The organism is Dictyobacter kobayashii (assembly GCF_003967555.1).
GTDB classification, from domain to species: Bacteria; Chloroflexota; Ktedonobacteria; order Ktedonobacterales; family Ktedonobacteraceae; genus Dictyobacter; species Dictyobacter kobayashii.
In genome coordinates this window covers 2,694,861-2,710,025 of record NZ_BIFS01000002.1, presented here as the reverse complement: position 1 = coordinate 2,710,025, position 15,165 = coordinate 2,694,861, and the positions used below count along the sequence as shown (strand labels likewise).

At 51.1% G+C, this 15,165-nt stretch carries 11 protein-coding genes, 3 tRNA genes and 2 pseudogenes; 3 read left to right on the top strand and 13 right to left on the bottom strand.

Going from position 1 to position 15,165, the window contains the following annotated elements; translation table 11 throughout:
• Positions 1-84 precede the first annotated feature (84 nt).
• From EL645_RS38360 to EL645_RS39890, 10 genes and pseudogenes are all read right to left on the bottom strand, one after another.
• Positions 85-378, bottom strand: a complete 294-nt coding sequence (locus tag EL645_RS38360; RefSeq protein ID WP_218032285.1) for a cupin domain-containing protein — start codon at positions 376-378, stop codon at positions 85-87.
• A gap of 211 nt (positions 379-589) precedes the next feature.
• Positions 590-1,584 (bottom strand): annotated as a pseudogene (gene add, locus EL645_RS43685) (adenosine deaminase).
• Between the two features lie 103 nt (positions 1,585-1,687).
• Positions 1,688-2,053 (bottom strand): substrate-binding domain-containing protein, encoded by a 366-nt coding sequence (locus EL645_RS45015; RefSeq protein ID WP_126557618.1) that lies wholly within the window; start codon positions 2,051-2,053, stop codon positions 1,688-1,690.
• A 59-nt stretch (positions 2,054-2,112) separates the two neighbouring features.
• Positions 2,113-2,682: pseudogene (locus tag EL645_RS45010) on the bottom strand (LacI family DNA-binding transcriptional regulator); the annotation flags it as partial.
• A 118-nt stretch (positions 2,683-2,800) separates the two neighbouring features.
• Positions 2,801-3,925, bottom strand: a complete 1,125-nt coding sequence (locus tag EL645_RS38340; protein ID WP_126557616.1) for a vWA domain-containing protein — start codon at positions 3,923-3,925, stop codon at positions 2,801-2,803.
• On the bottom strand, positions 3,925-4,929 hold the full coding sequence (locus EL645_RS38335; protein ID WP_126557615.1) for an ATP-binding protein: 1,005 nt from the start codon (positions 4,927-4,929) through the stop codon (positions 3,925-3,927). Before EL645_RS38335 ends, EL645_RS38340 begins: the two co-directional genes overlap by 1 nt.
• Before the next feature lie 33 nt (positions 4,930-4,962).
• A complete protein-coding gene (locus EL645_RS38330; protein WP_126557614.1) occupies positions 4,963-6,873 on the bottom strand; it encodes a hypothetical protein in 1,911 nt (636 codons plus the stop codon).
• A 164-nt stretch (positions 6,874-7,037) separates the two neighbouring features.
• Positions 7,038-7,108, bottom strand: a tRNA-Glu gene (locus EL645_RS38325).
• A 173-nt stretch (positions 7,109-7,281) separates the two neighbouring features.
• A tRNA-Ala gene (locus EL645_RS39895) sits at positions 7,282-7,353 on the bottom strand.
• A gap of 78 nt (positions 7,354-7,431) precedes the next feature.
• Positions 7,432-7,502, bottom strand: a tRNA-OTHER gene (locus EL645_RS39890).
• A gap of 844 nt (positions 7,503-8,346) precedes the next feature.
• Here EL645_RS39890 and EL645_RS38310 point away from each other — a divergent pair.
• The 3 genes from EL645_RS38310 to EL645_RS43675 all read left to right on the top strand — a co-directional run bounded on the left by EL645_RS38310 (position 8,347) and on the right by EL645_RS43675 (position 11,404).
• Positions 8,347-10,374: an APC family permease gene (locus tag EL645_RS38310; protein WP_126557613.1), complete on the top strand. Its 2,028-nt coding sequence runs from the start codon at positions 8,347-8,349 to the stop codon at positions 10,372-10,374.
• Positions 10,375-10,445: 71 nt separating this feature from the next.
• Entirely contained in the window at positions 10,446-11,009 is a 564-nt protein-coding gene (locus EL645_RS43680) for an LLM class flavin-dependent oxidoreductase (protein ID WP_246035724.1), read from the top strand.
• Entirely contained in the window at positions 10,943-11,404 is a 462-nt protein-coding gene (locus EL645_RS43675) for an LLM class flavin-dependent oxidoreductase (RefSeq protein WP_246035723.1), read from the top strand. The genes EL645_RS43680 and EL645_RS43675 overlap by 67 nt, the downstream gene beginning before the upstream one ends.
• 9 nt (positions 11,405-11,413) lie before the next feature.
• Here EL645_RS43675 and EL645_RS38300 read toward each other — a convergent pair whose 3' ends face one another.
• The 3 genes from EL645_RS38300 to EL645_RS38290 all read right to left on the bottom strand — a co-directional run bounded on the left by EL645_RS38300 (position 11,414) and on the right by EL645_RS38290 (position 14,902).
• A complete protein-coding gene (locus EL645_RS38300) occupies positions 11,414-12,379 on the bottom strand; it encodes an NAD(P)H-dependent flavin oxidoreductase (RefSeq protein ID WP_126557612.1) in 966 nt (321 codons plus the stop codon).
• A gap of 294 nt (positions 12,380-12,673) precedes the next feature.
• Positions 12,674-13,441, bottom strand: a complete 768-nt coding sequence (locus EL645_RS38295) for a CAP domain-containing protein (RefSeq protein WP_161978041.1) — start codon at positions 13,439-13,441, stop codon at positions 12,674-12,676.
• 372 nt (positions 13,442-13,813) lie between these two features.
• Positions 13,814-14,902, bottom strand: coding sequence for a cellulase family glycosylhydrolase (locus EL645_RS38290; RefSeq protein WP_126557610.1), 1,089 nt, complete (start codon positions 14,900-14,902; stop codon positions 13,814-13,816).
• Positions 14,903-15,165 lie beyond the last annotated feature (263 nt).

The window sequence follows — 15,165 nt, the reverse complement described above, 5'->3', positions numbered from 1 at the left end:
CTCTGTCCCTTTTCTTCTAGTGGGCTGCTTTCCCATAGAGATGCCCGCCCTGAAAATCCAATCCTACATAGGGCTCATCACCAACTACCCAGGCATCATGCCCGGAGGTAAGAGTTGCGCATCACCCGCTCCAATCTCGCTTTCGGTCCCATCATCCATTTTTACATGCAGGCGACCGGATAGGCCATAGTTGAAATGCGGCACTTCACAACTATCTGTTCCAACGGTAGGTTTGACGTGCTCTGACCAGCGCCATCCAGGCTCAAATGTCAGTTTCATAAGCGTGAGTTCACCTAAATTAATGACTTCTACTTTGGTCTTCGGCAACGATCTGACTTCATCCGGTGTGTTAAGGCTCTTCGTTTGCATCTTAGCCATAATTTTGCTCTTTTCTGAAGTAAGCTTTTGCCGCTCTTCAACCGCTTATTTGAAGCGGCTGGCTCGTTGGTAGTAAGCTGTGCCTCTAATCATGTCCCCGCTTATGTAGCTTACCATGCCAGGCAAATTCAGCGTCTCTGATCAGGCAGAGCACCCTGAATAACAAGAAAAGCGACGTGCCCGGGCACGTCGCTTTTCTTGTTATTCAGGTTTATTCACAAGCAGCATAGGCCGCTTGTAATTTGTCGATCAGGCGCTCTTTGGTTTCTGCTGGCAGGAACGAGGCCTGCACTGCGCGAAGATTGCAGCGCAAGAAATCTTCTTTCCCCCACTGAAAATATTGGTGCAGATGCTCGTATTCCTGTTTGAGCGTCACAGGAGTGATCATGCGGTTGTCTGTGTTGACGCTGAGCGGCACCCCTTGCTGGTAAAGCTGGTTTATGGGATGGTCAATATAGGTATCGTACATGTTGGTCTGGAGGTTTGAGGCTGGACAAATCTCCAGGTGGATCTGCTCTGTGCGCAATTTTTCAATCAGGGCTGGATCTTCAATACTCCTGGCACCATGGCCGATGCGCGTTGGCTGGAGGTGCTGCAGGGTTTCCCAGACGCTGTCGGCTCCCCTGGCTTCGCCGGCGTGCGCGGTCCGATATAGTCCTTGCTGGACTGCATATTCAAATGCACTGATATGAGCATCCAATGGATAACCCGCTTCGTCGCCTGCCAGGTCCAATGCCACGACATTGGTACCTCTAAACTGCTCAACCAGGCGCACGGTCAGCATGCTCTCCTCCGCGCTATAGTGGCGTAGGGTGCACAAAATAAGCCGCGCCTCTACCCAGTGGCAGCGCTGGTTTCGGTCAATGCTGCGTTGGCGATCTCGACAACCTCTTCAGGGGTCATTCCCTGTTGGGTGTGCAGCAGTGGGGCAAAACGCAGTTCTGCATAGAGGACATTATCACGCTTTAACTGGTCCATCACATCCGCTACCACCATACGCAAATGCTCAGGGGTCTGCATGAGCGCAATCCCTCTGACTGTCCTGTTTAGAAAATCGACCAGATTTGTGCATTTGACCGGTGCCACAAATTCATGGCGATAGATCTCCTCCGTTACCGAAGGATCGATGGCGTGCACAACCTGGTAGCTCAAGGAGCAGTCCAGATGGTGATGTAGTTCAATTTTTGGATATGCTTGTATATTCATGCTGACCCTCTCCTTGCCAGGGATGTCACATATCCCGGCAAGAATAAATATTAGTGTTTTTTATTAGTTCATTCTTTAATAGCCGTTGTTGATCCTCGCACCATCAGTGATAATGGAGCGCATCGAAATGGAGAGCCTGCTTGTTTTCCAGCACACTGAGCAGCAGGGCTATCGTCTGCTCTCCCAGGGTGTCGGTGGGAATAGCTACCGTTGTCAGTTCTGGCACCAGGATGCGGCTGACCAGGCTATCATCAAAGCCAGCTACGGAGAGATCGTTTGGAATGCTGAGGTGCAATGCATAGGCCGCTTTATAGACTCCTGCCGCCAGCATGTCACTATCACAAACGATGGCTGAAGGCGCATCCGGCAGCGTGAGCAACTGGTAGGCGGCCTGATAGGATGCTTCCAATGTAAACTCTGACCTGACATGGTAATCATCCCGATATGGAATATGGTGCTGTAGTAGCATCTCTCGATAGACCTGGTGGCGGAGCCGAAACGTTTCGTCGTTGGGGCCGCTGCAAGATGGGCGATGCGTGTATGGCCCAGTTGGATGAGATGCTGCATCATATCAGCCATACCTTGCTGGATGTCGAGCAGCAGCGAGGGCATCTCAGCACTAAAGCCGTCAACCATAATGGCTTTATCACGTAAAAGCTCTTGCAGCGGCGCGGTAGGTACGCGGAGCGTATATAGTACCCAGCCCTCTACCGCGTACGTAGTAAAGGCATCATTGATGATCTGCTGCCAGTCCTGAATATCCTTGAGCGTAATCAAGATCACCGAGTAGCCTTCTTTTCTAGCCGCTCGCTCCGCCCCTTCGAAGACAGCCGCGAAAAAAGGATTGTTGACATCCGGCACCACCAGGGCAATCACATGTGAACGTCCAGAGCGTAGCGTGCGCGCCGCGCTATTGGGCGCATACCCTAGCTCTCTGGCCGCCCGTAAAATCGCTTCCTGATTCTTCTTGCCCACACGTCCAGCCGCTTTTCCGCCCATCACCAGCGAGACGGCGGCCTGCGATACGCCCGCCCGTCGCGCCACATCGACACTGGTCGGCACACTACGCAATCCTGTATCAGTTGATTCTTCGCCCATTAAATTCCCTTCAAATCCACCAGGTTATACGTATAACCACAGCCCCAGTATAATTGAAACACTCACTACTGTCAAGAATTTTTTTCGGCCATACATATTCGCAATAGTAATTTCTCAATTACGCCTGGTCGGGGATCAGGCGTACCGCTTCGCCGAATGGCACTCTATTTACATCTATGCCACCCGCAGAAAGGACCCACAATACGGGTAGGGCGGGACTCTCACTGGGAAAGGTACCATAGCCGTCTGTGAAATAGACGGCGACGCCTCCATGGGGGGTCAGTCCTTCGGCGTCAATGATGGTAAAGAACGGTCGAAAATCGGTGCCCCCCCCACCCTTTGGAGCTGGGATTTCTGCATCTGGTGCCAGTGGATATGGTCCGTAACAGGCTGCATCGGCATAATATAAAACGGCCTCTAGATGCGGATAGGCGCCCAGGATGCCTTGTATCTCGCTCAGAAACTGGCCGATCTCAGTCCTGCCAATAGAGCCGCTCGTATCCACCGCGATATAGACCTTGACGGACTCACCCGCCAGGGCATCCAGGTAGAGTCCCTGGCCAATAAAGCGCCGATCATAGCTTTGGAAATCGACCGGGGTTTGTACCAGAAAGCGCCATAAATAGGCGCGCCAATCCAGTTGGGCAGGGTGCAGGTGTCCCAGCTCGCGTTGCAATCCTGCCGGTAATGTGCCGTGGCCTGTTATGTCCATGATCGCCTGGGCCTGCTGCAAAGCCTGGCGCCAATGTTGCTCAAGCTCAGCATATTCAGCGGTCGAGAGCGAACCATCCTCAGGTTCCACCAGGTCCAGATATTTTAGCTGCAACTTCGAATACACTTTGATGAGATGGTAGACCTCCTCGACGCTCAAGTGCTCTAGCTTCTTCATCCTGATGGCACCTTCTGGTAAGGCGAAACCTTCCTGAGCCATGATGATGCCATTAACCACGATATCCGCCGCGATATTCCATCGCAACGGTTCACGCGTCCCACGCCTTGCTACATGAAGCAGGGCCGCGTGCAGGACTTCATGGGCCATTACGCCCAGCTGCTCATCCGCTGTCAGGTGCTGCCAGAAATGCTTATTGATAAAGATGTCGCGTCCATTGGTCGCGGCCGTAGCAAAAATTTCGGAAGGCTTGATGGAGGCAAAGAGGGCCAGGGTAGCAAAAAATGGTGAGCGCAGGCGCAGTTGGATAATGGCTCTGGAGACCTGGCGCTCAAATTCATCTCGCGTGTTCATTAAGGGGTCCCCATCATCTCCATGTATTCTGCAAACATCTGTTGTAGCCGCTGGTCGCGCTGGACCAGGGCAGCCAGCTTGCCCAGCTCATTACGCGCCTGGGAGCGACGAAAGAGGTCGGTGGCAAACAATTGTATCCATTCATGGCCAGCGCGGGCAGCCATCCATTGAAAGGCCAGATAGCTCTCCTGCAGCGTCTTTGCCCGCATAGTCAAGGCGACACAAATGGCATAGCGTAGCGAAGGTTCTTTGGGGAATTCAATCTTATTGCCATTACCCTGTAAAATCTCTTCAACATCAGGCAATTGATTGTACAGCTTGATGAAAGCTGCTAACTCGGAAGCCACGCCCTCACCGACAACATGGGAAATATCCATATTATGTGTGTAGAGTCTGTTAGCCATCATCCAGGAGCGTGGCGAGGGCCAGGCAGGCTGTTGTGGATCTAATTTGTGCAGCAAGGCCGGTCGAAAAGATAAGAAGGCCAGAATATGCTCGTGGATATCATGTCCTAATGCATAGCTTTTAAAGCTCTCGAAATTTGGCTCAACATGCAGGTGAATAAAACGATTGGCCAGGGGCGCTGGCATATCAAAGACGGAGGCCCGGTCTTCTTTGCGGTTTCCCGCCGCCCAGACAAACCAGCGATCCGGAACTACATAAGAGCCCACCCGGCGATCGAGTACCAATTGTTGAGCCATCCCCTGCATCGCCGGCGGAGCCAGGTTTAGCTCGTCTAAGAAAAGGATACCTTTGCCTTCTCTGGGTAAGAATTCGGGTGGATACCAGCGGGAGATACCATTGTCTGCTACCGGTAGACCACGCAGGTCGGTCGGAGCCAGCTGAGAGAGGCGCAGGTCGATCATTTCCATCCCATGCTCTTGCGCTACCTGGGCCACCACGCTTGATTTACCGATCCCGGGCGGTCCCCAGATCATGGTGCTATACATCAGACGATGCCGTACCAGTTTGTTCAGGAATTGTTCCAGCGCCTCGGGTGTCATATACCTTTTTCTCGTTTCTGTCGATTTTTCTATCTATCTGGCGTTTCGTAGGGCCACCCGCGCGGCGGCACGCACATAGCGGTTACCGTCGTGGGCCAGGGTCTCTAGAACGGCTGCGGTGGCATAGGGATAACGAGCGACCAGATAGCGCTCTTCCCAGGATGGTGATTCAGCAAATATTTCCACAATCGCTACAGGCAATGAGGTGTAATACTGTAGCACAGCTTTACGAAACCAGGCAGGAAGAGTATTCTCTATCAGCAATGGCCTGAGCTTTTTCTGGAGCAGCTCCACAAATGGTTGTCCCCGACTCTGCATCATTGCTGGATGATTCATCACGCTGAACCAGATTTTGTAATCTTCGGTTTCAATGGCGCGCTTCAGAATTGGCAGTGGCGTATGTGGATTGGTGACCAGACCCTGCCAGAGCTCTCTCCTGTTTTCCCGTGCAAGCCTTTCCAGCACTTCAAGCGGAGTTCGTTTATGGGCCGCCACCGCACTGCGTACCGCTATATCTCCATGCTCGGCCAGGTAGATCAATTGCGCAGGCTCCAAACGAGGATGGCGCACCAATCCCTGCCAGATCGTCATCTCCTCTGTGTGTAACAACGCGTCTAATAGCGCAATAGGTGTACGTGGATTGGCGGCCAGGGCTTTGCGCACCATAAGCGATTGGTCATGGAGGAACTGTTCAGCGCTATCACTGGAGAGCCTGGCATTACTCCCCAGGCCTGCCCGCACAATCTCTGCATCATCGCGCGACAGCCCTGCCAGCAAATCAAGTGGCAGCCGGGGATTACTGGCTGCGGCAGCCCTGACTTCAGGCTCACCATCGTGGGCCAATAAGCGCAATATCTCTTGTGATACCTGCACGTTGCGGGCCAGCGCTCTCCTGACCTGATAGGCTGCATCACAACTCAGCCGGGTATAGATAGAAGCATCGAGTCCATGGCGACCCGCGATAGCTGCGCGCACCGTCGCATCCTCATCATATTGCAGATACCCAAAATCTTGCCGGCCGACAGCAGGGTGAGTAACAGCACGTCGGCGCACCATAGCGTGGGCGTCTGTCAACAACCTCGCAATATTTTGCCCCGGCGTCTGCGGATTTCCAGCCACAGCTCCTCGCACAGCTGGACTCCCATACTTGCTCAGGTGGGCAAGTATCCTGGTAGGAGTCATAGCGTGCCGTGCGACTGCTACCTGCAAGCTCACATCTGGTTTGCGCGCCAACACCTTCAGGCCACCTCTGTCAATTGGAACGCCAGCGGCTAAAGCAAGTTGTATATTATCTCTAATGTTCGCGGACGCCCGAGTATTCCAATCCCAGCGCGCTTTCACCATGGGAGTTGCGAGAGGAAACAGTAAAACAAACAGTATGAACAGCGCAAACTCTTCATTATGGGATAATGGCGAGGCCTTTGGCATATTCTTCTGATATTTTTTCAAGGCCATACCCGCAACCTCGCGCCATCCATCCGGCGCCTCACCCGCCATGGCAACATGCATCTGCATGATTTCCCAGGTCTTTGCATTAAAGCGCTGAAAATAATTGTCCGCTTTAATTACTTTAAACCAGAATGACGGGATCTCTTCACAGCGCAATATACCAATCCAGGCATGGGCGGGAATGCTTTTAGCGAAATTCGGCTGCGTGAGATTGAGCATTGGTAGCAAAGGGTTTTGTAGAAAATCGGCAGGATACTCGCGGGCCAGCTTAAATAAAAGATCCATTGGCGCGCCTGGATTGCGAGCAATCCCTCTTCTAACATTAGGTATATCTAGTGCATAGAGATTCATCAACGTTTCAGTGCGCGTAGAGGGATTTTCAGCTACCAGAGGAGCAAGCATTGGATAGCGCGCTAAATCGGCCAGGCGCGCCGGATCGGTCTCCATATCGGCGGCTTCAGCAGCAAAAGATGACGGCGGCTCTTCATTGATCATACTCGATCTATCTCTCTACTGCTGTACATTGCAGAGTATCAACGAGAACAGAAACAACCTATCAAGCAACCCAAAAAAAACGAGAGGTGACCAGGAGTCAAACCTGGTGTCTTATACGTGATCCGTACCATGCTTACGCTGCACCACACCCCTCTTCACGATCTAGATGGCAGGAGTTGAACCTACAATCTCTTACTTGAGAGGTAAATATGTTAACCGTTTACACCACATCTATATCGATCGGTTTAACCGATGGCTTACTATAATAGAGCGAGGAATTTCTGTCAACATAGTAGCAGAAGCGCATTAAACTATATACATATAATATAGAGAGGTGACCAGGAGTTAAACTGATGTCTTATACGTGATCCGTACTATGCTTACGCTGCACCACACCCCTCTTCACGATATGAACGTCAGGATTCGAACCTGCATCTCTTACCTGCAGAGTAAGTGCTCTATCTATTAAGCGATATCCACATCGATCGGGAAAACCGATGGGCTTACTATATTATAGCAAAGAATTCCTGTCAATACATAAGAAAAAGATTATTTGGTGAGAGGCAATCGGGAGTTGAACCGATGTCTATACTTTGCACAGTATCATGCTCACGCTGCACCACACCCCTCTTCACGATCTAGATGGTGGGAATCGAACGCACATCCAACCGGCTTATGAGTCCGGTGCTCTACCACTAAGCTACATCTACATCGATCGGCTCAGCCGATGCATTTTACTATAGTAGAAATCGCACATCTCGTCAATTTAGAGAAAATCAACCACTATTTTTGTGGTACAAAATCGACATCTCATCATTTTAGAGATATCCACATCATCAACCGATGGCTTACTATATTATTGTGAGTAGCAAAAATCCTGTCAATACATAAGAAAAAGATTATTTGGTGAGAGGCAATCGGGAGTTGAACCCGATGTCTATACTTTGCACAGTATCATGCTCACGCTGCACCACACCCCTCTTCACGATCTAGATGGTGGAATCGAACGCACATCCAACCGGCTTATGAGTCGGTGCTCTACCACTAAGCTACATCTACATCGATCGGCTCAGCCGATGCATTTTACTATAGTAGAAATCGCACATCTCGTCAATTTAGAGAAAATCAACCACTATTTTTGTGTACAAAATCCACATCTCATCAATTTAGAGAAAATCAACCACTATTTTTTGTGTGCAAAATCACACCCGAACTAATTTTATGGTGCAAAAGTGCGCAATGCGCACTTTTGCACCATAAAAATTAGTTCGGGTGCGCAGCACACGCATACAAACAAATACCCAACTCCCTATTGGCAATAGAAATCTCCACCAGCACACATCGAAGCGAACTCAACATTTAATCCGTACTACAGATAGATTAAAATACACCCATTACCCAACGCAAATACTTCTTTCAAACTGCCAAAAATCTGAAACCTGAATTCTAACACCTAAAGGAGCTCGGTTGTCTATGGCTCAGCAATCACCATCTCCTACTGCTTCAAGCGAACAGAAAGAAAAGAAGGGACAACTGGGACCCTGGCTCTGCTGGGCCGTTGTGTTCGCTGATATTGGTACCTCCATTTATTATGTTCCCGGTATCCTATATAAGACAGTCAATGCCCTATCTGGCTTCTTTGTTTTTTTGACCATGGTGGTCTTTATTTTGCTTACCTTTAAGTATGTTGAAGTAACCTACCGCTTTCCGCAAGGTGGTGGCGTGGTGACGGTGGCGGCCCGTGCGCTCAACCGCTGGTTTGGTGCCCTGGGAGGCATGTTTATCCTGGTGGATTATTTCCTGACGGCCGCGATCAGTTGCCTGTCGGGCATACTCTATCTGAGCGTGGTAATACCCGCGCTCGGACCCCAGCATGTAGCTATTGGTTTTCCAATTACTGTCTGGATCACCCTGTTGCTCCTACTCTTATTAGGCGTATTGAACTGGATCGGCGTCAGTGAGAGCGCCAAAGTCAGTATGGTTGCGGCCATCATCGCCTTTGTCAGTGACCTGGCGATCCTGTTTACGGTCTTCACCCATCTCACCTTTATGCAGTTCCTGGCTCTCTTCCCGCAAATGTTCTCAACCCACAATATGAGTCCGGTGACGATCCTGGTTGGTTTCGCCGGCTCCTTCCTGGCCTTCTCGGGTCTGGAGAGTATTTCTCAGCTATCGCCGGTCATGAAGCTCCCGCGCAGCAAGGTCGGACGTAGCGCCCTGTTCCTGGTCGTCTTAACGATCGGGCTTACCAGCCCATTGCTGACTATGCTATCGACCCTCCTGCTGCCTCATGCGGCGTCTAATGATGTGCTTTCCAGTCAGATCATATCTTTGCTGGCCGGCAAATGGGGGGGTCCATTCCTGCAGACTGAAGTAGCCATCAGTGCCAGCGCGCTACTGGTCTTTGCCAGCAATACAGCCATTATCGGCTCCTACCATGTGTTTATGGCTCTTTCAAATATGGAGTTCTTCCCGCAATGGCTGCTGAAGCGCAATACGCTGAGGGGTACACCCCATTTTTCGATCGCCATGGCCACCCTGGTGCCGATCGCGGTTTTGCTGGTTGTGCATGGCAATATCAATGTGCTGGGCGATATGTACGCCTTTGGTTTGTTAGGCGCCTTCTCATTAACCTGCATCAGTATGGACATTGTCCGGTTGCGCGCCCGCAAGATTCGGGCCAGGCTGAGTAAAAAGATTGATGATCCGCAAAAGCTTGAGCATGCGGTGGCGCTGGAAGAGAATGCGCAAGAGAACGAACAACAATTGAGCAATCCCATCGAGAGCCTCAAAGATATCCAGCCCGAGGATAATCCAGAGCAAAAGCGACAGCCGGTACCATCACAGCAACCAGAGATTGAAGGGCCCTGGACGCGCTCAACCCCCAATTTCGTGCTGGGCATCCTGACAACCCTTCTTGTCCTGCTGGCCTGGGGCACAAATCTGGTGGCCAAGCCGCTGGCTACCGCCTTTGGTGGCTCTGTAGCGGTACTCGGCATGATAATCGCGTATGTCAATTATAAACGTGCCAGGAAAAAGGGTCGCGTCGCTGTATTGACCACGGGCGTCGAAAGTGATTTCCCGGCCCAGGTACTGGCCGTACTGGCCACTGATGATCCCACGAATGAAGAGATTATCGATACTGCCCTGGCACCAGATGCGCCAAATCCAGTTGTCTTTCTCTATCTTGGCAACCAGAAGGAAGAAGAGCAGATAGAGGCATTCAGACTGATGGAGGCCCATATCGATGATATACAGGCCAAAGAGATCCTGGGGCGCGTGAACGCCCGGGCGGTCGAGCGCGACATTGACTGCCGCTTTGTCTACCGTGAGCAGAATGCACAGGCGATTGAGGAAGTCTGGCAGTCCACCCATCCAAAGGATACTATTCTTTCTCACAAACAGGCTGCACTACTCGACGGTCATCAGACATCGCTGGTACCGGCTGGCTCAATCGCTAACGATGAACAAGTAGTGCATCTGCAATCAATAAAAAATTAAAAGCCCTTGCCTGGAAATCCGCGACGGGGTACTATTGAGGCGTATAGTTCATAAAAAGGAGCCTCATTTCGATGTCAGTATCCCGTTCGCTCGGTATTACTCTCTTCCGTCCAACCAGCCAATCTCTGCTTCAAGCTGTCCAGCAGGCAGAGGCCGCAGGTGTGCCAATGGCCTGGGTTCCCAGTGAGCCGGTGGGTCCGGATGCATTGACCACGCTGGCGGTGGCAGCCGCAAACACACAGCAGATAAACCTGGGGACAGGTATTACGGTCACATATACACGCCATCCACTTACGCTTGCTAACCAGGTACTAACAGTGGCGGAACTGGCCCCACAACGTTTTCGCCTGGGCATTGGCGTTAGCCATCCGTTTGTGGTTGAGTCTATGTATGGGGTCCCATTCCAGAAACCGATCAATTACCTGCGCGAATATGTCAATATTCTACGCAACCTGCTCTGGACCGGTGAGGTACATCACCATGGGGACAATTTCAATGTCGAGGCACAGCTCCCCCTTATATTGCGGCCCCCAAAACACCAATCGTGCTGGCAGCTGTACAGAAAAACATGTTTAAACTGGCTGGCGAGATTTCAGATGGCGCGATGGTCTCCTGGGGATTGCTGTCCTATATGAAGTCGGTGGCGTTACCGGCATTGCAGGAAGGCGCGGCACTGGCTGGCCGCCCGACACCAGCGTTGATTGCCAGCGCACCGGTTATCTTTAGCCGCGACTTCGCTCAGGTACGCCAGGCAGCCTACCAGGCGCTTGGACGCTATCTCGGGATGCCTGTGTATCAAAAATTATTTGCCGATGCGGGCTTCCCATTGCAAACCGATGGACTGCCCTCCGACGAACTGATCAAAGAGATGTTTATTTATGGTACTGAAGAAACCATCATAGATAGGCTTGCCTCTATGTACGAGGCAGGTATTAACGAATTACAGATCGCCGTTTATCCAGCTCAGGACCCTGCCTATGAAGAAGGCGCGGTCATGGAGCTGCTTGGTCGCTTCGCGCGCCAGGCATAGATATTATAATTAGAACAATGTACGATACCGTTCGTGGAGTAGTTGTTCAGCGCCGTCACCTAATTGTTGAATTACGGTGGCGGCCGCTTGCTGTTGCCTTACCAGCCCGACTCCTTCCCCTGCGTAGATATGGGCTTGCTCATAATCTTTCTCTTTAATAGCCTCCGCCAGCTGCTGCCGGGCCTGTACATCAGTAGCCAGCGCCTCTACATTAGCATGCCACTGATCGGTGTAATGATTGCGCAAGGCTCGCCCTGCATATTGCGGCGGCCAGCTCAGTCCCTGGGCCACGTCAAAGACGCGTGTCAGTATGGTATCGGTTTCCTGGGACTGAATTATACGCGCGCGGGCCTGTTCTGTGTTTTCGCATTCAGGAGAGGCCAGTAGACAGGTACCTACCCAAACTCCTGTAGCGCCAGCAGCCAGCGCGGCGGCCACTCCGCGCGCCGTAGCAATACCTCCTGCAGCCACGACCGGTACTTGAACGGCATCCAATACCGCTTGTAAGAGGGGCAGCGTTCCCACATCGCCAGTGTGTCCGCCCGCCTCGGTTCCCTGCGCAACAATCAGATCAACACCCATCTGGGCCGCCTGGACAGCCTCAGCTCGCGAGTGTACCTGGGTCGCCAGATAGATGCCATGCTGGTGTACAAGCTCAATATAAGGCTCGAGAGAGCCAAAGGAGATCGAGATTAAAAATGGCCGGCTCTGGATCGCGGCCTGCAGCATTTCTGGCCGCTTTTCAATGGCCCAGGCCATCAATCCAAAGCCAAAACGCAGCTGCTCAGCTCCACGAGCAATAGCAGCTTCACGCTCAAAGAATTCTACTGGCTCGTTGCTTCCAATACCAATCATTCCCAGTCCTCCAGCACGCGAGACCGCTTGCGCCAGGCGGCCTCGTCCAACATAAGCCATCGGGGCTCCAATAATGGGATAGCGCAAGTTCCAGGTGGTGGTAAGATGAGTACGCAACATATGTCGCTCCTTCATTATACATAATTTATATTTATCTAGACCTTATTCGGTCTCACCGGACAAGCGTTGCCATGATCACACTATACCTTAAATTTAGCATTGTAGCCGGTAGATTCTTGCGCTGTTTGAGCAGATTCTTGCGCTTTTAACGATATTGTTTATAGCTATTATAATAGCGGTGGGCCTTCTCCTTTGTAGAGAAGGCCCACCGCTATTCCAGTTTTCAGCCATCACATAAAATCAATCATACGCGGCTTTATGTCTATAGGATGTTCCACGAATACGCAGTGCTCGCTATACGGCGGCGAAATCTTCGGTTAGCCAGACGCGGCTGTGCTGTGTATCAACCAGGACATCGACACCTACCATGGTGCAACTGGTCGAGAGGATGTTACGGCGATGCCCATCATCAGGTGGCTGCTCACCAAACATAGCCTGGTTTAAGCCAACAGCCGCAGTGGTGGGATCACCATAGCCGACACCGATGTTCTCGGCGGCCGCGACCCAGTTCACGCCCGCCTGCTTCTCACGGTCCGCAAAATATGCTTCTCCCGGTAGTTGGTGGGACAGCTGATTGGCGGCAGCCATGTTCATATTATGCTGATGGGCGCTCTGCACCAGCTGGCTACTCCATTGCAGTGGGCCCAGGCCAGCGCCAGCACGCTCCTGATTGATCAGGTTAAATACTGCCTGCGCGGCGGCCGGTATAGTACTGCCACCGCCGCCGCCTGACTGGACAGGTGCCTGAGTCGGCTGGGGCGCCAGGGTTGTAGGTACAACAGGTGGTTGCGTCGACTGGGGCTCGGCCTTTCTGGCTGCCGGCAATGTTCCAGCCGTTGGATGTGGTGTTGGCTTTGGCGCTAAAGCCACATCTATCGGCGTAGCTGTGGCCCCACGCCTGCTAGATACGGTATTGGCTGTATTCTTGGAATGTGAAGTGGAGCTAGCATTTCCTGCACTCTGCGAAGTGCTAGACGTTGCAGCGTTTCCACAAGCTGTCAGCAGAACCAGAAAAAGCGCTGCACTAATAATCCATTTCAAACTTTGTGCTTTTTTTATCACGCAATACAATCCTTCCAAAGATGACAACCCGCCACAAATGACGCAGTTCTACTATTAACCATAGTTTAACTATAGTTCTTTTAATGTAAGGATACAGTAATAGGCGCCTATGTGTACAATACTTCACATAAATTGGTACTTTCCTATTATAAAATCAGCTAAATTTGTTGAAACTTAACCACGTTTACTCAACAATACATCTATAGCTTTCTTCAATTACTCAGGGTTTTTACTTTTTGCGCCCTTCGTGAGCGGTATATACCAGAAGAGACAGTATCTCAAATGTGAGATACTGTCTCTTCCTGTACTCTGGCCGAGAAAATTTCCTGCGCTGTTGACTTCTCAAGAAACGAGGGACTTCACGTCCGCAGGTTAGAACGAGGCCAGGTGATCTTTAAAACCCTGACCAAATTGAGTTGGGGTCCCATCATAATTGGAAATTAAAGACGGGAATGAGCCGCAATCATAGGTATCCCAGGCCCAGCCCAGATAACCAACGCCATTCTGGTCCGCCCAATTCATGACTGAGTCAATAAAACCATGCTGGCAGTCCGATTCTCCGATTTCACCGAAGACGACTGGAACTTGTTGGGCTACAGGCGCATACTGCTGCGTGAAACAGTCGGTTGTGTTACAACCAGAGTTATCGTAGACGTGCGCTGAAATCATCAGGTTATTCTGTGGATCACTGGGCAGGTTGCTCAGTACACCACCAATGTAGTTGGCGTAACCCCAACCGTCAAGCATGATTACGTTGTTGGCACCGGCTCCGCGTACTTTGCCTACCAGGGTCTGCATGCCTGCCACGGCAAAACCTACCGAAGAACAAGGAGCGGTATAGGCCGCCGAGCTACCATTCTCCCAACAATCACCACCATCACTATCGGCATGTGGCTCGTTATAGAGGTTGAAGATCACAGAAGAATTGTCTTTGAAAGTACTGGCAACCGACCACCAGAAATCAGATGCATGATCAGCATCTGGCATTGGCTGTTGACCGGTTGACGAGTCAGTACCAGGTGCACTCCAATGCAGATCCAGGATAGCGATCAGGCCTTTGGAGTTCAGTAGATTCACATAATCTTTAATGGACTGTACATAGGCATCGCCACCATAGGCGTTTTGACCTCCATTGATCCACAGCCAGCAATCCTCATTCAATGGCACGCGCACAGCATTGATATGCCAGCTCGCCATTGCATCGACTGAAGCCTCATCATTAGGACCATCAAAGATCCCTGCGTTATTGATACATTTGTATTCGGTTCCGGAACGGTTAACGCCCAGCAACCGTACGTTTTCACCATTGCCATTGAGCAACTGGTTGCCAGATACGTGTAGACCGGTGATCGTTGACAGGGCAGGGGCAGCATGTACGCTCTGGGAAGTGAGGCCGATCGAGAAAACGCCCACGACAAGGGCTAAGGCAAAGATAAATCGTGAAATGGGCCAACGTTTCATGCGAACACTCCTTGTTCTGCTAAGTATCATCAATGAAAGTTCGTTTCCCTACGAAGGTTTAAGCAGGATGGGTTCAGAGTAACGGCCATTGTCACATAGATATTTATTTCTGAAATTAACCGGTTTTTAATGACTACAATGCCAATAATTATCCGGAATTTCTATCTCTTTCTAAGAATAAGAACAATTGTGTCATTTGTCAAGCCTTGTCAGCCTGATTATCACAGAATGCAGCTTTTACCATTATGAAAAATAACCGGTTA